This window comes from uncultured Flavobacterium sp., from assembly GCF_963975005.1.
Classification (GTDB): Bacteria; Bacteroidota; Bacteroidia; order Flavobacteriales; family Flavobacteriaceae; genus Flavobacterium.
Window position 1 is genome coordinate 12483 of record NZ_CAXBFR010000009.1, and the last position, 18824, is coordinate 31306.

Below are 18824 nucleotides of genomic sequence, written 5' to 3' on the forward strand. Positions count from 1 at the left end.
AGGTTTTCTATCCAAAAACAAACTTAACAAACTATATATTATTTACTTAAATATATATACTACAAATATGAAAGTTTGAAAACAAAAAAAATCAGGAAAAAAACCTTTAAATTATAAAATAAACACCCTGTAAAAAAAGGTGTTTTTCCTGAACTACATAAAAACCATTAAATTAACTTTGTAAAACAATAAATTACTATGATGAAAATAAGAACCTGTACAACAATACTTTTTTTTTCAATGCTTTTTTTATTATACGCATGTAATCCTAAGAGTGAAGAAGAGAATTTAATAAACGAAATTTCTCAAATCATTACAGTTGAACAAGCTGTTGAAATGAAGAATACATACCAAGATTCTATTGGTAGTTTAATTAGAGAAAATAATTCTACCCCAGAAAATGAGTATGATCCAACATTATTTGCATTTATAGAGTTAGATTCATTAAAAAAATACATTGCCTTTTTGGATGAAGTTGAGCAATTAAATAAGAAAAAAATATCTGGCATAAGAGTTTATTTTGCTGCATATCCAGACACACTTAAAAATGGGAGTAAAACGCAAAAATACAGAAAAAGAGAAACCTTCTTTTTTGCACCAACAATAAAAGTTGAGCCAAATGAATGGGGAAGAGAATATCCAAATTTAAGAAATGTTCCTTTTTATATTGAACCTACTGGAGAAAATAGATTAATTGGAAATTATAAAGTGATTGAAGGTCTTTTGTGTAAAAAAGATTCTCGTATGGGTATTCCAAAATCAAATGAAACCCCAAAGACAAGTTTAATACTAAATGACATGCAATTAACACCTCCACCTGGTGAATAAATTAAAAAATTAATGGAAATTAAGAATATACCTATAGCAGATTTAAAAAAATTTTTTACTTATTTTCAAATAGTCACAGCGATTGCAGGGTCTTTGTGTTATTATAAGTATAAAGATACGTATTTAAAATACTTTTTATTTCTGCTTTGGTATATTGTATTAAATGACTTTACTGCAAAATACTATAGCCAAAATATATCAATTTTTAATGTGTTTTTTTATAATATTTTTCAAATTATTTCCTTTACTTTTTATATTTTATTATTCAAAAATGCTGTAAAAAGTTTAAAAAGTAAAAAAACAATTTCAATCCTGTTAGCTTGTTATTATGCAAGTTACTTAATAAACTTATTATTTATTGATGATTTTTTTAGAGATTATTTTTCAAACACTTATATAACAGGAGGTGCAGTTATAATTACTTCAATTTTAATCTATTTATATGAAATTTTAAACTCTGATAAAATAATACATATTAATAAAATGATGGTCTTTTGGATAAGTATTGGATTACTCTTGTTTTTATTACCAAACATTCCTTTTAATGTAATTAGAAATTATTATAAAACTTCACCCACAATTCCTTATATTTATGCTGTAAATTTTTTACTAGTATTTATCTATAATTTAATAATAATTTCAGGTTTTATATGGAGCAGCAAGGGACAGCGGGATTATTTTTAGCCATTATAGTTTTATTTAGCGTATGTGTCATAATGGTTTTTCTGTTTATAATTTTTCAAAAAAAGAAAAACGTACTATTAACCAAACAAGTAGAATCACAACAACAATTTGAAAAAGAAATTGGTGAATCTCAAGTTGAAATACGCGAACAAACTTTAAGAAATATAAGCTGGGAACTTCATGATAATATTGGTCAATTATTGACTTTAGCTAAAATTCAACTTCAAAGTGTTTCAGACAATCCTGAAAATATTAAAGATGTAAATGATAATTTAACTGTAATTTTAAATGAAGTTAGAGCATTATCTAAAGTAATTAACCCAGATTTTATCGCAAATATTAAACTAAATCAAGCTGTTCAATTAGAAATTGACAGATTTAATCGTTTAAATTATATAAAATCAGATTTAGTTATTGAAGGTGAATATCTAGATTTAGATGCAAAAACAGAAATCATTATTTTTAGAATTCTTCAGGAGTTTTTCTCAAATACTATTAAGCATTCAAGAGCTTCTATATTAAATGTGATGATGAGATTTACTGATTATGAATTAGTAATTATAGTAAAAGATAACGGAATTGGCTTTAATGCTTCTCAAAATTCAACAAGTGGAATTGGCTTAAATAATATGAAGAAAAGAGGCGCTTTGATTAATGCTGAAATTTCAATAGAATCAGAAGAAAATAAAGGAACACAATTAACAATTACTCACCGTTTTAGCCTTAACAGTTGAGGAAGATGAAAATACGATTCTAAAAATGGTTCGTGCTGGTGCAAAAGGATATTTACTAAAAGATGTAGACAAACATACGTTAGAAATAGCCTTATTAAGAATAATTGAAACTGGAATTTATCATTCAAATATTGTAACAGATGCACTTATGAATTCTGTTACCGGAAAAAACCAGGAAGAAGCAACTTTAAAAGAAAATGAAATTGAATTTTTAAAGCTGATTTGTACCGAATTAACTTATAAAGAGGTAGCTGACAAAATGAATTTAAGTCCAAAAACAATAGATGGTTACAGAGATAATCTATTTGTAAAACTTAATGTAAAAAACAGAATAGGTTTAGTACTTTACGCAATTAAACATAAAATTTATGTTCCTTAAAGTATAAGATATTTTAACACTTTTAAAATTCACAAAAAAATTATATTAATTTAACATCTAGGCAATATAAGTTTTATTAATTGCTGTCGATAAAATAATATACTTTTTGCAGAATAAAAAAATCTTTATTCCTTCTTTAATTTACAAAGATTGCAGGGTCAATGTTTTTAAGATTATTTAAAGAATTTATTCTGCTTAAGTATATATTTTTATTTACTCTTCGTAATTTTCCATTTCTTTATCGTAAAATTCTCCTGCAAGGGTAATCAAATGTTCCATTTCTGATTCTAATTCGCGTTCGTCTTCTTCTTCAATATCCTCTAAAAACTCAACTTCATCATCCTTTAAATTAATTAAAAAACGTGGGTAATCTAAATGCACAATAAAGATATCATCTGGAAAATCAGTATTGTCTCCTAATATAAATTTTGGTCTTTCCATTTTAATTTTATTTATCTGAAAGTATTATTGGTGTGTTTTTGCCATTCATTAATATCACTTTGGCATTTTGTGATTTTGCTATTTCTAATTGAGCTTTAATAGATTCGTACTGCAATTGTTTGTCTGTTAATCCAGAAGAAATAATTCTTTGGTAATCTGCAATACCTTGTGCTTCTAGTCTTTTACGGTCTGCTTCTTGCTTTTCTTTTTGCAATACGAATATCATTTTTTGCGCTTCTTGTTCTGCATTAATTTTAGATTCGATTGTGGTTTTTACTGAAGCCGGTAAATCTATATTTCGAATTAAAAGTTGTTCTAAAATTAATCCTCTACTTTTAAAATCTTTTTCAATAGAGCTATAAATTCGCGTTTGAAATTCTTCTCTTTTTGTAGAATACAAAGCAACAGCATCATAAAAAACAGCGTTGTCTCTTATTCGTGTTCGTGTAACAGGTCGTACAATTTTATCTGAATAGTTTACACCTAATTTTTTATAAATAACTGGTGCATCAGCTGGTAAAACTCTATATAAAACTGTTAAATCTATAATTACTTCTAATCCGTCTGCAGATAAAACTCTAATGGCATCATCACCTACTTTTGCACCTTCTTCATTTGAAGCTGACATTGTATAATTTTGTGTCTGGATATCAAAAGGAGTCACATCATATAATGGATTTACTATATGTAAACCACTTTCTAATATAGCAGGCTTAACTTCTCCAAATAATGATTTTACACCTACTTTACCTGCTTGAATCTGAACGAACAAAGAAGATGTTATCCCCAATACTACTATTAATAAACCTACATATTTAAGTGGATTAGCTATTTTAGAAAAAAGTTCATTTTGTGATTTTAATGCGAAACCCATTGCTATTAAAATCATTCCGAATACTGATGCTATAATCATAATTGTTTATTTATTAAAATTTTTATTAAATAATTAAAGCGAAGATACAAAAATATTGCTGCTGACGTTAATCCTGCCAAAAGTCCTATCCAGATTCCTGTTGCTTTTAAATCTGTATAAATTCCTAAATATATTGAGATTGGAAACCCAATTACCCAATAAGAAATAAAAGTCATATACATTGGAATCTTAACATCTTGCAAACCACGTAATGCTCCTAAAACAACTACTTGTATACCATCAGAAATTTGAAAAACTGCTGCTACTAATAATAATTGCCCAGCGATAGCTACTACTTCTTTGTTTTTTGCTAAATCTGTTAAACTATTCATATCAACAAACAAAACTGGTAAAGATTTATGAAACAAAATAAACAATAAGGCAAAAAATACAGATAAAAGTATTGCTAATAAAAACATAGACATAGCTACAATTTGCAACTTCTTATAATCGTTTAATCCTTTTTGATTTCCAACTCGAATCATGGCAGCTACACTTAATCCCATGGCAAACATAAAAGTAAATGAAGCCAAACTCAATGCAATTTGATTAGCCGCTTGACTTGTCGTTCCTAAATAACCAGAAAGTAAAATGGCTCCAGTAAACAAACCTATTTCAAAAAACATTTGTAAGGCTGAAGGTGTTCCCAATCTGATTATTTTCATATTGACTTCTCTTTTAATTTTCTTTAAATCAAAGCCTTTAAAAAAGGGATGGAATTTTTCTTTTTTATGCATTACGTAGTGCATGTAACCTAACATAACAAAACGTGACACAATAGTTCCAATAGCTGCTCCAAGAATTCCTAATTTTGGAAAAACCCAAACACCATAAATCAATATGTAATTCAGAAGAACATTGACTACATTAGCCAATATGGTTGCCCACATTGAATATTTAGTTTCACTCATTCCATCAGCAAACTGCTTGTAAGCTTGAAAAATGATTAAAGGAACTAGTGAAAATGCTACAATATCTAAATAAGGTTTAGCTAATTCCACAACATGTTCTGGTTGCCCCATGAATGAAATTAGTGGTTTTGAAAAGAAAATCAAAGTAAATAACGCAAATCCTAAAATCGTACACAAATACAAACCGTGATGAAAAGCACTTCTTCCATCTTCAATATTATGTTTTCCATCTGCTTCTGCAACCAAAGGGGTTATGGCAGTTGAAAATCCAATTCCAAGTGACATGGCTATGAAAACAAAACTGTTTCCTAATGAAACCGCAGCCAATTCATCTGGACCAATTTTTCCAACCATGATATTATCTACAATACCAACAACAGTATGCCCTAACATTCCAAGAATAATAGGATAAGCTAACCTTAAATTATAAGAAAATTCTTTGGTATAAGTAGATAAATTCATTTGCGTTTTTAAAGCGGCAAAGATAGAATTTTTTTTGAGGTAATGGGTTTCTGTCTATTGGTAATTGGATTGATTTATATATTCAATTAGTGTTAATCTGCTACCTTATTTTTCAGAACTCAACTTATTGTGATACATTTTAATATTATCTTTAACTTCTTGCTCTAATTCAGGATAATGAAACTCGTATTTATTTAATTCATCCAGCATGGTTTTAGCAACTAGATAACGTGCCGTTTCCTTGTTGTCAGCTGGAATTATAAACCATGGAGCATGTTCCTTAGAAGTTTTATACAAAATCTCTTCATAACAATTTTGATATTCATCCCATAATAAACGTTCTTTTAAGTCTCCTGGAGAAAATTTCCAATTGTGTTTCTCTTTTTCTAATCTTCTTAATAAACGCTGACGTTGCTCTTCTTTACTCAAATGTAAAAAGAACTTCATAATGATAATTCCATTTGTAGCAATATGTTTTTCAAAAGCATTAATACTTTCAAAACGATTTTCCCAAAATTCTTCTGAAATATCTTCTACATTTTCAATTCCAGGAATATTTTCGTTCATGATATAGTTAGGATGGACTTTGGTAATCAAAACATTTTCATAATGAGTTCTATTAAATACAGAAAATTTTCCCTTTTCAGGTAAAGCAATATAATGTCTCCATAAATAATCGTGTTCCAATTCGTTCGAAGAAGGTGTTTTGAAACTATTAACTACTACTCCACGTGCATTAAATTCTTTAAAAACCTCACGAATTAAACTATCCTTTCCGGCCGTATCCATTCCTTGTAGACAAATTAAAACGCTATATTTATTATGAGCATACATTTTGTCTTGTACTTTACTTAATTTCTCACGAATTTTTTGCAACTGTTTTTCCTTCTTCTTTTCAGAAGTTTCTACATTTATAAATGTTGGAATTTCGCTCAATTTTATGGTTTTAGATACTTTAAAGTCTTCAGATTTTAAGAATTTCATATGCTTTTGCTGTTTTTTACAATTATATTTGTGACAGTAATTTAACTCGTTTTGTAAAAGTATGGAAAAATTTCAATTACAACTATTTTTTCAAATTATAGGAATTGGTTCAGCCTCTGGACTTTTATACCATGATGATTTGCTTTATTTAGTTTCTGACAATAGTTCCTTTTTGTATGAATATAGTATGAATGAAAATAAATTAAACAAAATAGCTTTAGTAGAAAATCCATCTGAAAATATTCCTAAAAAAGATAAACCTGATTTTGAATCAATGACTTTGGAAAGAAGTAGAATTTCTATTTTGGGATCAGGTTCAACTGAAAATCGTAAAAAAATCATTAGTTATTCTTTAAAATCAAAAGAAATAAAAGTTAGTGATTTCACAAAACCTTATGATTCTTTAATGAAAATATCAGGTATTACAAGAGAAAATCTAAATATTGAAGGATTTATTTATTCTAAAAATAAAGTTTTACTATTTCAAAGAGGAAATGGTGAAAGTAGCATAAATGGTATTTTTGAAATAAAAAGTGATAATTCAGAAATCAAATTCCATAAAGTACAATTACAAAAACTAAACAAAACTGAAGCTTCTTTCACCGATGCAATTTTAGTAGATGAAACAATATATTTTTTAGCTTCTGTAGAAGACACAATCTCAACTTATGACGATGGAGAAATATTAGGAACGTTTCTTGGTAAAATGAAATTAAATGATTTTTCAATTGTAGAAACAAGTTTAATTTCAAATAAAAATAAATTTGAAGGAATCACCCTTTATAAAAATACAGAAAGTAATTTAGAATTTTTATTATGTGAAGACAATGATACTGATGTTTTAGAATCAAAAATATATAAATTGAAAATAAAAAAATAAAATATTTTTAATCACTTTCCAACCTTTTACAACTTTTTACACTCTTATAAGAAAGGAACCTTTTATGATGGATGAAAAAATAATCATAGCCTGCAAAAAAAATCAACGAGAAGCCCAACGTTTACTATACGAACAGATGGCAACTAAATTGTATTATACTTGCAAACGCTATCTAAAAAAAGAAGAAGATATTGAAGAAGTATTGGCCGATGCTTTCTATATTATCTTTACTAAAATAGAACAACTCAAAGAAAATAAGGCTTTTGAAGGTTGGGCACGAAAAATTGCAGTCAATCAATGTTTGTTGCAATTAAAAAAGAATTTGAATTTCAATCTTTATTTGGAAGATACAAACATACAATCGCAACCTTTTACAGATGAAGTAACTGATTTAGAAGAAGAAGATTTATTGAAGTTGGTTGAGAAAATTCCAGAAGGTTGTCGAACCATTTTTAATCTTTTTGTAATTGAAGGTTTTTCGCATAAAGAAATTGCCGAACAACTCAAAATATCAGAAGGAACATCCAAATCACAATTAAACGTTGCTAAAACAAAATTGAAAGAATTAGTGAATACTTTTTACTATCAAAAAGCAAAATAAAATGAATCAAGAAGAAAAAATATATCAAAAAATAAAAAACGCTTCTAACAAAGCAGAAGAAACATCTTTTCCAGGAATGGATAAAGTGTGGAATCGTGTAGAAGAAAAACTCGACACCAAAATAATCAAGAAGAAAAGTGAAGTTTGGAAAAAATTAGCCATCGCTGCTTCTTTCTTATTATTTTTTACAGTTGGAATTCAATTATTTACTACTCAAAAAGAATTGACCAAACCAATTGAACCAAAACTAAATATAGAATCTACAACTGAACAAATTCAAGAGAATATTGAAACCAAAATAGAGGTTAAAAAAACAGAAAGCAATAAGCCTTTACCAGAAGTAGAAACTTTTGCGAATTCAAACAATGTTCAAACAAACACCAACAAACCTAAAGCAATTGTTTTTGAAAGTTATGATAATGTTCCTGCAATTGTTAAAAAAGAAACAAAAAGTTCAGTAGCAGCCAAAACATCCTTTGCCGCTGAAGAGATTTCTGATGATATTCAAATTATGTCTCAAAAAGAAGCTATTGAAAAAGGATACTTAAATAGTGCAAGTTCAAAAAGCAATGATTTTTTAAGCAACAGAACAATATATGCTGCTAGAAGTTCAAACTTTAAATACGACGTAGTGAAATCTAAAAAATCCGAAATTGAAGAAAAAGTTGTAAAACCTCAAACAAAAAGCGATGATTTAGTTCTAATTAACGGAGAATTATCATCTAAAAAAAGAGAAGATTTAAGTTTAAGCGAAATGGATGAAATGGTTGAGTTAAAAAATCCAATCTATATTATCAATGGAGAAGAGTTTTCAGAAGAATCCTTATTTGGAGAAAGTCCCACAAGTAAATATGCTCCTTTAAATGCTCAAAAAATAGATTCTATAAAAGTTTATTTACCCGAAGAAGCCAAACCAATTTATGGTAAAAAAGGAAACAATGGTGTAGTCATTATTACCATTAAAAACTAAATTCAAAAAAAGAAAAACCAATTTTTTAACTAATACATTATATTATGAAAAATCTAATACATATTTCATCAGGGATTGCTATGCTTATACTTTTCCTAAATTTTAAAACTATAAATCATGAAAAAAATCATGAAAACTACATTGTTATTACTGGAACTGTAAGTGATGAATTAGGAACACTACCTGGTGCATCTGTAGTTGTTAAAGGTACACCAAGAGGAACAACAACCGATTTTAATGGAGAATACTCTATTGAAGCAAGTGAACAAGATGAGATAGAATTTACTTTCACAGGAAAAAAGAAAAAAACTGTAAAAGTCGGAAAACAAAAAGTCATTGATGTAGTTCTTGAAAATGGATATGTTGGTGAGGAAGTTGTACTTACTGGAATTGTTGGTAAAGCTAGAAAAGCTGATGCAACTACTTCATCATATCAAAGTGTTAAGAGTTATGAAATAAACCAAAGAGCAAACCCTAAGACTATAAAGTCACTTTCTGGGAAAGTACAAGGTCTTAAAATAACCACAACAAATAATGGTGTAAATCAAAATAACTCAATTGTTTTAAGAGGTAATCGCTCAATTACGGGAACTAATGAGGCTCTTGTTGTTATTGATAATAAAATTTCGACAGTCGAAACATTACAAAATATGGATCCTAAAGAAATTGAGGTAATGAACGTAATTAAAGGTGCTCAAGGTGCTGCATTATATGGTGAAAATGGTGTTAATGGAGTAATTATGGTGGTTACAAAAAACGGTTTGTCAAAAAAAGAAAAGAAAAAATTACTAGATCAAATTAAAAAGAACAACCAACCAATTCCATTAATTGAACCTGAGAATGAAGATTATGAATTATTTGTTGAAAATCCATTTTCAAATCCTGCTAATGAACCTCTTTCAACTTTTTCTATAGATGTTGATAATGCGTCTTATACAAATATTAGAAGATTTATTAATCAAGGACAAGTTGTTCCAAAAGATGCTGTAAGAGTTGAAGAAATGGTTAATTTTTTCAAATATAATTATTCAAAACCAACCGATAACCATCCATTTGCAATTCACACAGAATATAACGATTGTCCTTGGAATGAAAAACACAAATTGATTAAAATAGGTTTACAAGGACAAGAAATTACTAGCGATAATTTACCAAATTCAAATTTTGTTTTTTTAATTGATGTTTCAGGATCAATGAGCGATCAAAATAAATTACCTCTTTTAAAAGAATCTATGAAAGTATTGGTAAATCAATTAAGAGAAAATGATAAAGTAGCCATTGTCGTTTATGCAGGTGCAGCTGGATTAGTTTTACCAACTACTACTGGAAATGAAAAAGAAGTTATAATCAAATCTCTTGATAACTTAAATGCTGGTGGAAGTACTGCTGGAGGAGCTGGAATAGAATTAGCCTATAAAATTGCAGCCGAAAACTTTATAAAAGGCGGAAATAATAGAGTCATTTTAGCCACTGATGGAGATTTTAATGTAGGATCAACTTCTAACAAAGACATGGAAACTTTAATTGAAGAAAAACGTGAAACTGGAGTATTCTTGACTTGTTTAGGCTACGGAATGGGAAATTACAAAGACAGTAAAATGGAAATTTTAGCTGACAAAGGAAACGGAAACTATGCTTATATAGACAACATTCAAGAAGCAAATCGTTTTCTTGGAAAGGAATTCAAAGGAAGTATGTATGCCATTGCAAAAGATGTTAAAATACAAATTGAATTCAACCCAAAACACGTTCAAAATTATCGTTTAATTGGTTACGAAAACAGAAAATTACGGACAGAAGATTTTAAAAATGATGCTATTGATGCAGGAGAATTAGGAAGTGGACATACAGTGACTGCTTTATATGAAATTATCCCAACAGGAATTGAAAGTTCCTTTACAAATGAAATTCCTGAATTAAAATATTCTGAAATAAGTAAGGCTGCAACCAATTATTCAGATGAATTAGCAACAGTAAAATTTCGCTATAAAAAACTAGATGGCAAAAAGAGTATTGAAATGGTTGAAGTTATTAAAAACACAAATAATTCATTGCAAAATGCAACTGAAGACTTCAAATTTAGTGCTGCAGTTGCTTGGTTTGGATTAAAATTGAGAGATTCAAAATTGATAAACAACAAAGCTTCAAAAGATATTAAAACCTTAGCACTTCAAGGAAAATCAATTGATTCTGAAGGTTATAAAGCTGAATTCATTCGCTTAGTTGAAGCAACAAATACTATAAATTAAATTTAAAAAAGATAAAATTATGAAAAAGAAAGTAATCCTTATTTTGATAGTATTCACAATGCTACCATTACTACAATCGTTCTGTGGGTTTTATGTTTCCACTGGTGATGCCAAAATTTTCAATCAAGCCTCTGAAGTAATTTTAGTACGTGATGGAAATAAAAATACCATAACGATGAACAGTGACTTCAAAGGTGATGTGAAAGATTTTGCCATAGTAATTCCAGTTCCAACAGTGTTAAAAGAAAATGACATTAAAGTTGTAAAAAAAGACATTTTTAACAAGCTAAATAAATATTCAGAACCAAGATTAGTAGAATATTATGATGAACATCCCTGTGAGCCAAGAATTATGTATGATGAAATGGTTGTTACAAAAAGTGTAGCATTTAATTCAAGTGTAGCTGAACGTAAAAAAGAAAAAGAATTAGGTGTAATTATTGAAGCAAAATACACGGTTGGGGAATATGATATTTTAATCTTATCAGCTAAAGAATCTTCAGGTTTAAAAACTTGGTTAATTCAAAATAATTATAAAATTCCAGCTAAAGCGGAAGAAGTTTTGGAACCATATATCAAATCGAAAATGAATTTTTTTGTAGTGAAAGTCAATTTAGCAGAAATGAAAAAATTAGGTCGAAAAGAGTTGAGTCCAATTCAAATTTCATTTGAAAGCGAAAAATTCATGTTACCTATTCGTTTAGGAATGGCAAATGCAAATGGAGCCCAAGACTTAATCATCTATGCTTTTACCAAAAACGGAAGAGTAGAAAGTACCAATTACAGAACCGTAAAAATACCAACGGATAAGAACATTCCAACTTTTATGCGTCCAAAATTTCAAGAATTTTATCAAGATATGTTTTCAAAACAATATAAAAAGTATGGAAAAAATGCAGTTTTTACTGAATATGCTTGGAATATAAGTTCCTATAATTATCAAAAATGTGATCCTTGTTCCACTACTCCACCAAGTTATGCTGAATTGAAAGATGCAGGAGTTTTCTTTGCTAATTATAGAACACCACAAGGTTATCAAGGTAGCGATTATGAAGGCAATTTATTCTTTACACGTTTACATGTGCGTTATGACAGAGCTAATTTTCCAATGGATTTACAATTTCAAGAAACTATGGATCAACAGTCTTTTCAAGGTAGATATATCATGCAACATAGTGTAAATGTTGATATGAAAGCTTGTTCAGAAGGAAGAAGATATTACAATGACGTTTTAAACCGTAGAGAAAATGAGTTAGAAACCTTAGCTAATTTAACCAATTGGGATACAGATTCGTATGATGATTACACCAACGAAATCAGATCAAAATTAGGCTATAAAACAGCTAAAAGTGAAACTAAAAAAGGAGGATTATTTTTCTTTTCAAAAGGAAACAAACCTAATAAAACACTTCCAAGTTTGTTATTACTAACAGGTTTTGCATTGCTCTCTTTCTTAATTTACAAGAGAAAAACACTTTTACCAAAACTAGCTGTTGTAAAAAACTTCTTATTCTAAAATTATGAATACTAAAGCCATAGAACTTCCTAGAAATAATAAATTATCATTACTTAGTGATGCTCGATATTTTCAAATTTTATTTTTGGGAAGCTTCTTGGTTCTAGTTTTGTTTGCCAACGATTTTCCAAAAGAATATTTATTTCAAATTGGATTAACTATAACTTCTTCTTTATTCTTTCAATTGTTGTTTATGCACTTTACTACTAAAAATTATGCGTTATGGAAAAGTGCCTTGATTACTTCTTTAGGATTATCTTTATTGCTAAAAGTTGATGCTTTGGAATGGGTTTTATTGGCTACTTTTATATCGATAGGATCTAAATTTTTAATCAAATACAACGGAAAGCACGTTTTCAATCCAGCTAATATTGGTGTTGTTGGAACTATTTTATTAACACATCATGCATGGATTTCTCCAGGACAATGGGGAAGTAATATTATCTATTTATTTATCATCGGTTCACTTGGTTTTTTGGTAATTAAAAAAGTAGCACGAATTGATATTGCCTTAACTTTTATAGCAACTTTTGGAGGTTTGTTATTCATTAGAAACATCTTATATTTGGGTTGGCCCATAGATTTTTGGACTCATCAAATGACCAACGGAACTTTAATGTTATTCACTTTTTTTATGATAACGGATCCAATGACAACACCAAATAACAAAAAAGGAAGAATTGTATTTGCTTTAATTTTAGCTATAATTGCTTTCTATTTAACGACTTTTAATCATTTTTACGCAGCACCAGTTTGGGTTTTGATATTCATTTCACCTTTAACTATTGTATTTGATAAAATTTGGAAAAACAAAAAATATAGTTGGTAAAAAAATGTCTGTTTTTAAGTATTCAGTTTAAAATAAATAATTATGAAAAATATAATTTACACCTTTCTTATACTTTTTATAGGGATAAATGCATCTGCTCAAGAAGTAATTAAAGTCGATTTAAGAACAACAGAAACTCCAATTATTTATGTAATTGGTGGATTTGCTTCTATAATTACTAAAGAAGATATAGCTTTTGCTAAAAAATATAGCATTCAATTCCATGATTTTGGTTGTTTAGCTCCTTCCAACATAGAGAAATATGAGAATCTAAATGCACAAGTGTTTGACCAACTAAATAAAGAATTTGGTATCAATTGGCAAAAAGAAATTCGAAAAGGAATTTTGGGTTATGAAAGATGGAAGAAATCTTAAGATGCATTTAAAATTGAAATTTGATTCTAAATTTGGTTAAAAAAGTTGTACTTTTAATTCAATATATAAAGTCAAAGTCATGAAAAAAATTCTTATTGCTCTTTTAGTTGTTTTAGTTGTCTTACAGTTTTTCCAAATTGATAAAACAAATCCTGAAACGGATATCAATCAAGATTTTTTGACTATCCATAATCCTCCGACAGAAATTGCTTCAATTATGAAAGCAGCTTGCTATGATTGCCATTCCAATAAAAGTGTTTATCCTTGGTATTCCAATATTCAGCCTATTGGTTGGTATTTAAAAGACCATATTGAAGAAGGAAAAGAACACCTGAATTTTTCTGAATTTGGAACTTACACCCCAAAAAAACAAGCGCACAAATTGGAAGAATGTTATGAATTAATTGAAAAAGGAGAAATGCCTCTTTCAAGTTATACAATCATTCATAAAGAAGCTGTTTTATCGGAAACACAACAAACTGAACTTGTGAGTTATTTTAAAGAGATTCAGAAGAAGATAAATAGTGGAGTTACAATCAAAGAGTGATAAAACATTAAAAAACTAGACGTGAAAATAATTATTACATTTTTATTAATTTCTTTGAGTGTTTTTAGTCAGCAAAGCAAAAAACCTTATCCTAAACAAATTGAAAGTGAAATATGGTTAAATAAATACAGAGCTTTAGAGTCAGATTCCGAAAGAATTAGCGAAATAAAAAATAAAATTTATTCTGACACTCTTTATTACAATTATAAAAAAAGTATCATATTAGACAATCCTAGAAATCCTGAAAAGCGTATTTGTAAAGTCTTATTCGTAATAAATTTTAAAGATGAATACTTTGACATAGATTTACTTCAAAGCCCTAAATTACTTAAGGTTATGAGAAAAATAAATCTAAATAATATAAAATCAATGAAAATTTTAGAAAATCCAGAAAATGTAATGTATTTCGGTTCTGGTGGTGTATGTGGTGTAATTATAATAAAATGTAATAAAAGATTGTACAGAAAAATAAAAAACGTTTTATAACATAATTTTATCAAATTATGATTTAAGATGATGAATAAAGTTCAGCATGACAACTGCCAACTAAAAACTGATCACTACTTCTCAATTTCCTTCAAAGAATCCATTTTCTTGTGCTCTAAGAATCCTTTTAAGTCTTCGAAATGTTCCTTTACACGTTTGTTACCAAATTCAAAAACTTTTGTAGCTAAACCATCTAAGAAATCTCTATCGTGAGAAACTAAGATTAATGTTCCATCAAAATCTCGTAAAGCATCTTTAATAATGTCTTTAGTTTTCATGTCTAAGTGATTTGAAGGTTCATCCAGAATCAATAAATTAACAGGTTCCAACAATAATTTAATCATTGCTAAACGTGTTTTTTCTCCACCAGAAAGCACTTTGACTTTTTTGTGAATATCATCTCCTTGAAACATGAAAGCTCCTAATATGTTTTTAATTTGTGTACGAACATCACCAACAGCAATTCTATCAATAACCTCAAAAATGGTAGCACTTTCGTCTAATAAGGATGCTTGATTTTGAGCGAAGTAACCAATTTGAGCATTGTGACCAATTTCAACACTACCCGAATTAATTTCGATTTCTTTCATAATGGCTTTGATCATTGTTGACTTTCCTTCACCATTTTTTCCTACGAAAGCTACCTTCTCACCTCTTTCAATAACGATATTAGCATCTTTGAAAATCACATGCTCACCATAACTTTTATGCAAATCCTTAACCACAACTGGATATTGTCCTGAACGAACTGAAGGTGGAAATTTCAATTTCAAAGCTGAATTATCAACTTCGTCCACTTCAATTGGAACAATTTTTTCCAACATCTTAACTCGCGATTGAACCGATTCTGTTTTGGAGAAAGTTCCTCTAAAACGATCAATAAACGCTTGATTATCAGCTATGAATTTTTGTTGTTCATCATACGCTTTTTGTTGATGAACTCGTCTGTCTTTTCTTAATTCTAAATAATGAGAATATTTGGCTTTGTAGTCATAAATTCTTCCCATCGTAACTTCAATCGTTCTGTTTGTTATGTTATCTACAAACGCTCTATCATGAGAAATTACCATTACAGCTTTCGCTTGATTGATTAAAAAGTCTTCTAACCACTGAATACTATCCATATCCAAGTGATTTGTTGGTTCATCTAATAAAATTAAATCAGGATTCTTTAATAAGATTTTTGCCAATTCAATTCGCATTCTCCAACCACCAGAAAATTCAGATGTTAAACGACTAAAGTCTTCACGTTCAAAACCTAAACCTTTTAAAACTTTTTCTACTTCAGCTTCATAATTCACTTCATCAATGGCATAAAATTTCTCTGAAAGTTCAGAAACTCTCTCGATTAATTTCATGTACGCATCACTTTCATAATCTGTACGAATCGTTAATTGCTCATTAATTTCGTCAATTTCTTTCTTCATATCCAAAACATCTGCAAATGCTTTTGAAGTTTCTTCCATAACGGTGCAATCGTCATTTGACAATAAATGTTGTGGCAAATAAGCTATAACAGCTTCTTTTGGAGCCGAAATATTTCCACGCGATGGTTTGTCTTGACCAGCAACAATCTTTAATAATGTAGATTTCCCTGCTCCATTTTTACCCATTAAGGCAATTTTATCTGTTTCATTTATGGCAAAAGTTACATCACTAAAAAGTACTGTTCCACCAAATTCTACTGCTACGTCGTTTACTGTAATCATTTTAAAAAAATTAGAAGTCAGAATTTAGAAGTTATAAGACTAAAAAACGCTGAAATTTTGAAGGTGCAAATATAGCTTAAATAACGTATTCGGCAAGTTGTAAAAAACTAAAAATAATGCTTTAAAAAAGCAGGTTTATAATTTGATTCTTAAATTATTGAGAAATAAATAATTGTTTACAGATTTGAAGTTTATTACTAATTTGTAATTAATAAATATCCTAATTTTGCATTTCCAAAAACCTATCTATGCCATTAATTGACTATAGTTTCCTTTCAAAAATTTTACCAAAAGCAAAAATCAAAAAATCTTTTAAAAAATTAAAGAGTGATTATTTGTTTCGAATTAAAATGGCTATGGCTTTATTTTTCTTTGGAAAAGGGTTCTGTTTTGCTACTTGGGCTAGTCGAATTCCAGATTTAAAAAACACTTTACATCTTAGCGAAGCTGATTTAGGAACGATTTTATTCTTTTTACCGATTGGCCAATTAGTTGCTATGCCATTTTCAAGTAAAGTAGTTTCTCGTTATGGAAGTCGTACTATTACAATATATGGTACACTAATTTATGCGTTATTCTTAACTTTTTTAGGATTGGCAACTACAAGTTGGCATTTGGCTTTAGGCTTATTTTTATTTGGTATTTTTGGTAATTTTTGCAACATTGCAAGTAACACACAAGGAGTTGTAACCCAACAATTATATGAAAGACCTGTTATGGGATTCTTTCACGGTTCTTGGAGTTTGGCTGGTTTTTTTGGAGCTTTAGTTTCTTTGTTAATGATATATTTAGGCCTTTCACCATTAATTCATTTTATTATTGCTTTTGTATTTGTAGGGATTTTAGTTCTATGGAATTCAAAATATTTGGTTCAAACCAAGATTGTAAAAGTGAAAGAAAAAGTAAAAAAATCTGTTTTTCAATTTCCAGATAGAATTTTAATTTGGTTAGGAATAATTAGTTTCTGCTGTATGGCAAGTGAAGGAATTATGTTTGATTGGAGTGGTGTTTACTTTAAAGAAATTGTAAAAGCTCCTGCGACCTTAGTAGCTTTGGGATATACTTGTTTTATGATTACTATGGCTTCAGGAAGATTTTTGAGCGATGTGCTAGTACAAAAATATGGCTCCCAAAAAATAATCATCGCTAGTGGAATAACAATCACTTTTGGATTGTATGTCGCTGTTATTTTCCCATATCTAATTCCTTGTACAATTGCATTTATGTTGGTTGGTTTTGGAGTTTCAAACGTAGTCCCGATTGTATTTAATAGAGCTGGAAAACTTACTACTGTTGCAACTGAAAAAGCCTTGACTATTATTTCTAGCATTAGCTTTTTAGGTTTCTTAATTGGTCCTCCAATAATTGGTTACATAGCTCAAATTACTAGTCTTAGATATTCTTTTGCAACCATTGGAATTTTTGGAATATTTATTTCTATTGTAACTTTTAGAAAAAAACTTTTTATCAATAAAACGTGATTTTTATATTTTTACCATCATGTTTTTTTATTTAAAAAAAAGTCTACATTTACAGCCAAATAAAAAAACAAAAAATGAAATTATTAAAATCAATTATTTGTGTTGTAATGCTATTTTCTATAGCTCAAACTATTACAGCTCAAAAAAAGAAAGTAGCCGTTGTAACTTTTTATGCAAATAAAATGGTCGATTATTCTGCTTTAGAAATTCCAGCTGGAGAAATGATAAAAGAATTATTAGATTTAAGAAATGATCCAAACTTTAATTTAGCACCACTCTTAGAAACATATCATACAAATTTCTTTAATGAATATTCTAAAAGTTTTCCTTTTGAATTATTACCCGAAAATGTAGTTACTGAAAATAAAGCTTATCAAGCATATAATGAAGGTTCAGGTAATACTACTTATGACGCTTTAGATTATTTAATGTTTCCTGGTTACAAATATCTTTATGAAGGTATTTTAGGAAAATCAAATGAAGTAGCTGTTGCGAAAATGTTTGAAAATGATGCAGACGGTGTAATGTTTGTATATATTGACTTTAGCTTTCAAAAAGGATTTGGTATTGGTAAAACAATGTCAATAAAAATGAGAGCAACTACTAGGATTGCCTTATATAACAAAAAAGGAGAAAAAGTATTTGCTTTTAGAGAGGGTGAAAATTCTAAAAAAACAGGTGTAATGGTTAAAGGTATACCTGTTATGAAACCAGAAAAGATTTTACCAATGTGTGAAAGTGCATTAACTGAATTAATGGGTGATTTAGATAAAAGAATTGAAAAAATTGTAAAAAAATCTGAAGCAAAATTATAATTTCAAATAATTTCAAAATAAAAGGCAATC

20 protein-coding genes are annotated in these 18824 nt (G+C 28.6%); 15 read left to right on the plus strand and 5 right to left on the minus strand.

Going from position 1 to position 18824, the window contains the following annotated elements:
- Positions 1–198: 198 nt before the first annotated feature.
- The 4 genes from AACZ53_RS02120 to AACZ53_RS02135 are packed head-to-tail and all read left to right on the plus strand — an operon-like array spanning position 199 to position 2625.
- Complete coding sequence (locus tag AACZ53_RS02120) at positions 199–828, plus strand: hypothetical protein (RefSeq protein WP_339834242.1); 630 nt, start codon at positions 199–201, stop codon at positions 826–828.
- A gap of 12 nt (positions 829–840) precedes the next feature.
- The gene (locus tag AACZ53_RS02125) at positions 841–1512 is read left to right on the plus strand and encodes a hypothetical protein (RefSeq protein ID WP_339834244.1); all 672 of its coding nucleotides are present in this window, start codon (positions 841–843) and stop codon (positions 1510–1512) included.
- A complete protein-coding gene (locus AACZ53_RS02130) occupies positions 1479–2246 on the plus strand; it encodes an ATP-binding protein (protein WP_339834246.1) in 768 nt (255 codons plus the stop codon). The genes AACZ53_RS02125 and AACZ53_RS02130 overlap by 34 nt, the downstream gene beginning before the upstream one ends.
- Positions 2247–2271: 25 nt before the next feature.
- The gene (locus tag AACZ53_RS02135; RefSeq protein ID WP_339834249.1) at positions 2272–2625 is read left to right on the plus strand and encodes a LuxR C-terminal-related transcriptional regulator; all 354 of its coding nucleotides are present in this window, start codon (positions 2272–2274) and stop codon (positions 2623–2625) included.
- Positions 2626–2838: 213 nt separating this feature from the next.
- On the opposite strand, the gene AACZ53_RS02140 is transcribed toward AACZ53_RS02135, so the two are convergent.
- From AACZ53_RS02140 to AACZ53_RS02155, 4 genes are all read right to left on the minus strand, one after another.
- Positions 2839–3066 carry a hypothetical protein gene (locus AACZ53_RS02140; protein ID WP_026718117.1) on the minus strand — a complete coding sequence of 76 codons (228 nt, stop codon included), beginning with the start codon at positions 3064–3066 and terminating at the stop codon, positions 2839–2841.
- Between the two features lie 7 nt (positions 3067–3073).
- Positions 3074–3979, minus strand: a complete 906-nt coding sequence (locus AACZ53_RS02145; RefSeq protein WP_339834255.1) for a prohibitin family protein — start codon at positions 3977–3979, stop codon at positions 3074–3076.
- Positions 3976–5352 (minus strand): MATE family efflux transporter, encoded by a 1377-nt coding sequence (locus AACZ53_RS02150; protein ID WP_339834257.1) that lies wholly within the window; start codon positions 5350–5352, stop codon positions 3976–3978. The genes AACZ53_RS02145 and AACZ53_RS02150 overlap by 4 nt, the downstream gene beginning before the upstream one ends.
- A gap of 105 nt (positions 5353–5457) precedes the next feature.
- Complete coding sequence (locus AACZ53_RS02155) at positions 5458–6336, minus strand: PPK2 family polyphosphate kinase (protein ID WP_339834259.1); 879 nt, start codon at positions 6334–6336, stop codon at positions 5458–5460.
- 61 nt (positions 6337–6397) lie between these two features.
- Here AACZ53_RS02155 and AACZ53_RS02160 point away from each other — a divergent pair, with 61 nt between their 5' ends.
- From AACZ53_RS02160 to AACZ53_RS02200, 9 genes are all read left to right on the plus strand, one after another.
- Positions 6398–7216: a hypothetical protein gene (locus AACZ53_RS02160; protein WP_339834261.1), complete on the plus strand. Its 819-nt coding sequence runs from the start codon at positions 6398–6400 to the stop codon at positions 7214–7216.
- A 67-nt stretch (positions 7217–7283) separates the two neighbouring features.
- Entirely contained in the window at positions 7284–7817 is a 534-nt protein-coding gene (locus tag AACZ53_RS02165) for a sigma-70 family RNA polymerase sigma factor (RefSeq protein ID WP_339834263.1), read from the plus strand.
- A 1-nt stretch (position 7818) separates the two neighbouring features.
- The gene (locus AACZ53_RS02170) at positions 7819–8787 is read left to right on the plus strand and encodes a hypothetical protein (RefSeq protein ID WP_339834266.1); all 969 of its coding nucleotides are present in this window, start codon (positions 7819–7821) and stop codon (positions 8785–8787) included.
- 44 nt (positions 8788–8831) lie between these two features.
- Complete coding sequence (locus AACZ53_RS02175; RefSeq protein ID WP_339834268.1) at positions 8832–11036, plus strand: von Willebrand factor type A domain-containing protein; 2205 nt, start codon at positions 8832–8834, stop codon at positions 11034–11036.
- Positions 11037–11055: 19 nt separating this feature from the next.
- Positions 11056–12552, plus strand: coding sequence for a DUF2330 domain-containing protein (locus tag AACZ53_RS02180; RefSeq protein WP_339834269.1), 1497 nt, complete (start codon positions 11056–11058; stop codon positions 12550–12552).
- Positions 12553–12556: 4 nt separating this feature from the next.
- Positions 12557–13381 (plus strand): RnfABCDGE type electron transport complex subunit D, encoded by an 825-nt coding sequence (locus tag AACZ53_RS02185; RefSeq protein ID WP_339834271.1) that lies wholly within the window; start codon positions 12557–12559, stop codon positions 13379–13381.
- 42 nt (positions 13382–13423) lie between these two features.
- Positions 13424–13756: a hypothetical protein gene (locus AACZ53_RS02190; RefSeq protein WP_339834273.1), complete on the plus strand. Its 333-nt coding sequence runs from the start codon at positions 13424–13426 to the stop codon at positions 13754–13756.
- 79 nt (positions 13757–13835) lie between these two features.
- Positions 13836–14303, plus strand: a complete 468-nt coding sequence (locus AACZ53_RS02195; protein ID WP_339834274.1) for a heme-binding domain-containing protein — start codon at positions 13836–13838, stop codon at positions 14301–14303.
- Positions 14304–14324: 21 nt separating this feature from the next.
- Positions 14325–14789, plus strand: a complete 465-nt coding sequence (locus tag AACZ53_RS02200; protein ID WP_339834275.1) for a hypothetical protein — start codon at positions 14325–14327, stop codon at positions 14787–14789.
- Between the two features lie 74 nt (positions 14790–14863).
- Here AACZ53_RS02200 and AACZ53_RS02205 read toward each other — a convergent pair whose 3' ends face one another.
- Entirely contained in the window at positions 14864–16498 is a 1635-nt protein-coding gene (locus AACZ53_RS02205) for an ABC-F family ATP-binding cassette domain-containing protein (RefSeq protein WP_339834277.1), read from the minus strand.
- Between the two features lie 248 nt (positions 16499–16746).
- Between AACZ53_RS02205 and AACZ53_RS02210 the strand changes: the two genes are divergently transcribed.
- Together AACZ53_RS02210 and AACZ53_RS02215 are read left to right on the plus strand one after the other, a co-directional pair.
- Positions 16747–17979 carry an MFS transporter gene (locus AACZ53_RS02210; RefSeq protein WP_339834280.1) on the plus strand — a complete coding sequence of 411 codons (1233 nt, stop codon included), beginning with the start codon at positions 16747–16749 and terminating at the stop codon, positions 17977–17979.
- Between the two features lie 74 nt (positions 17980–18053).
- Positions 18054–18794 (plus strand): hypothetical protein, encoded by a 741-nt coding sequence (locus tag AACZ53_RS02215; RefSeq protein ID WP_339834281.1) that lies wholly within the window; start codon positions 18054–18056, stop codon positions 18792–18794.
- Positions 18795–18824: the final 30 nt, after the last annotated feature.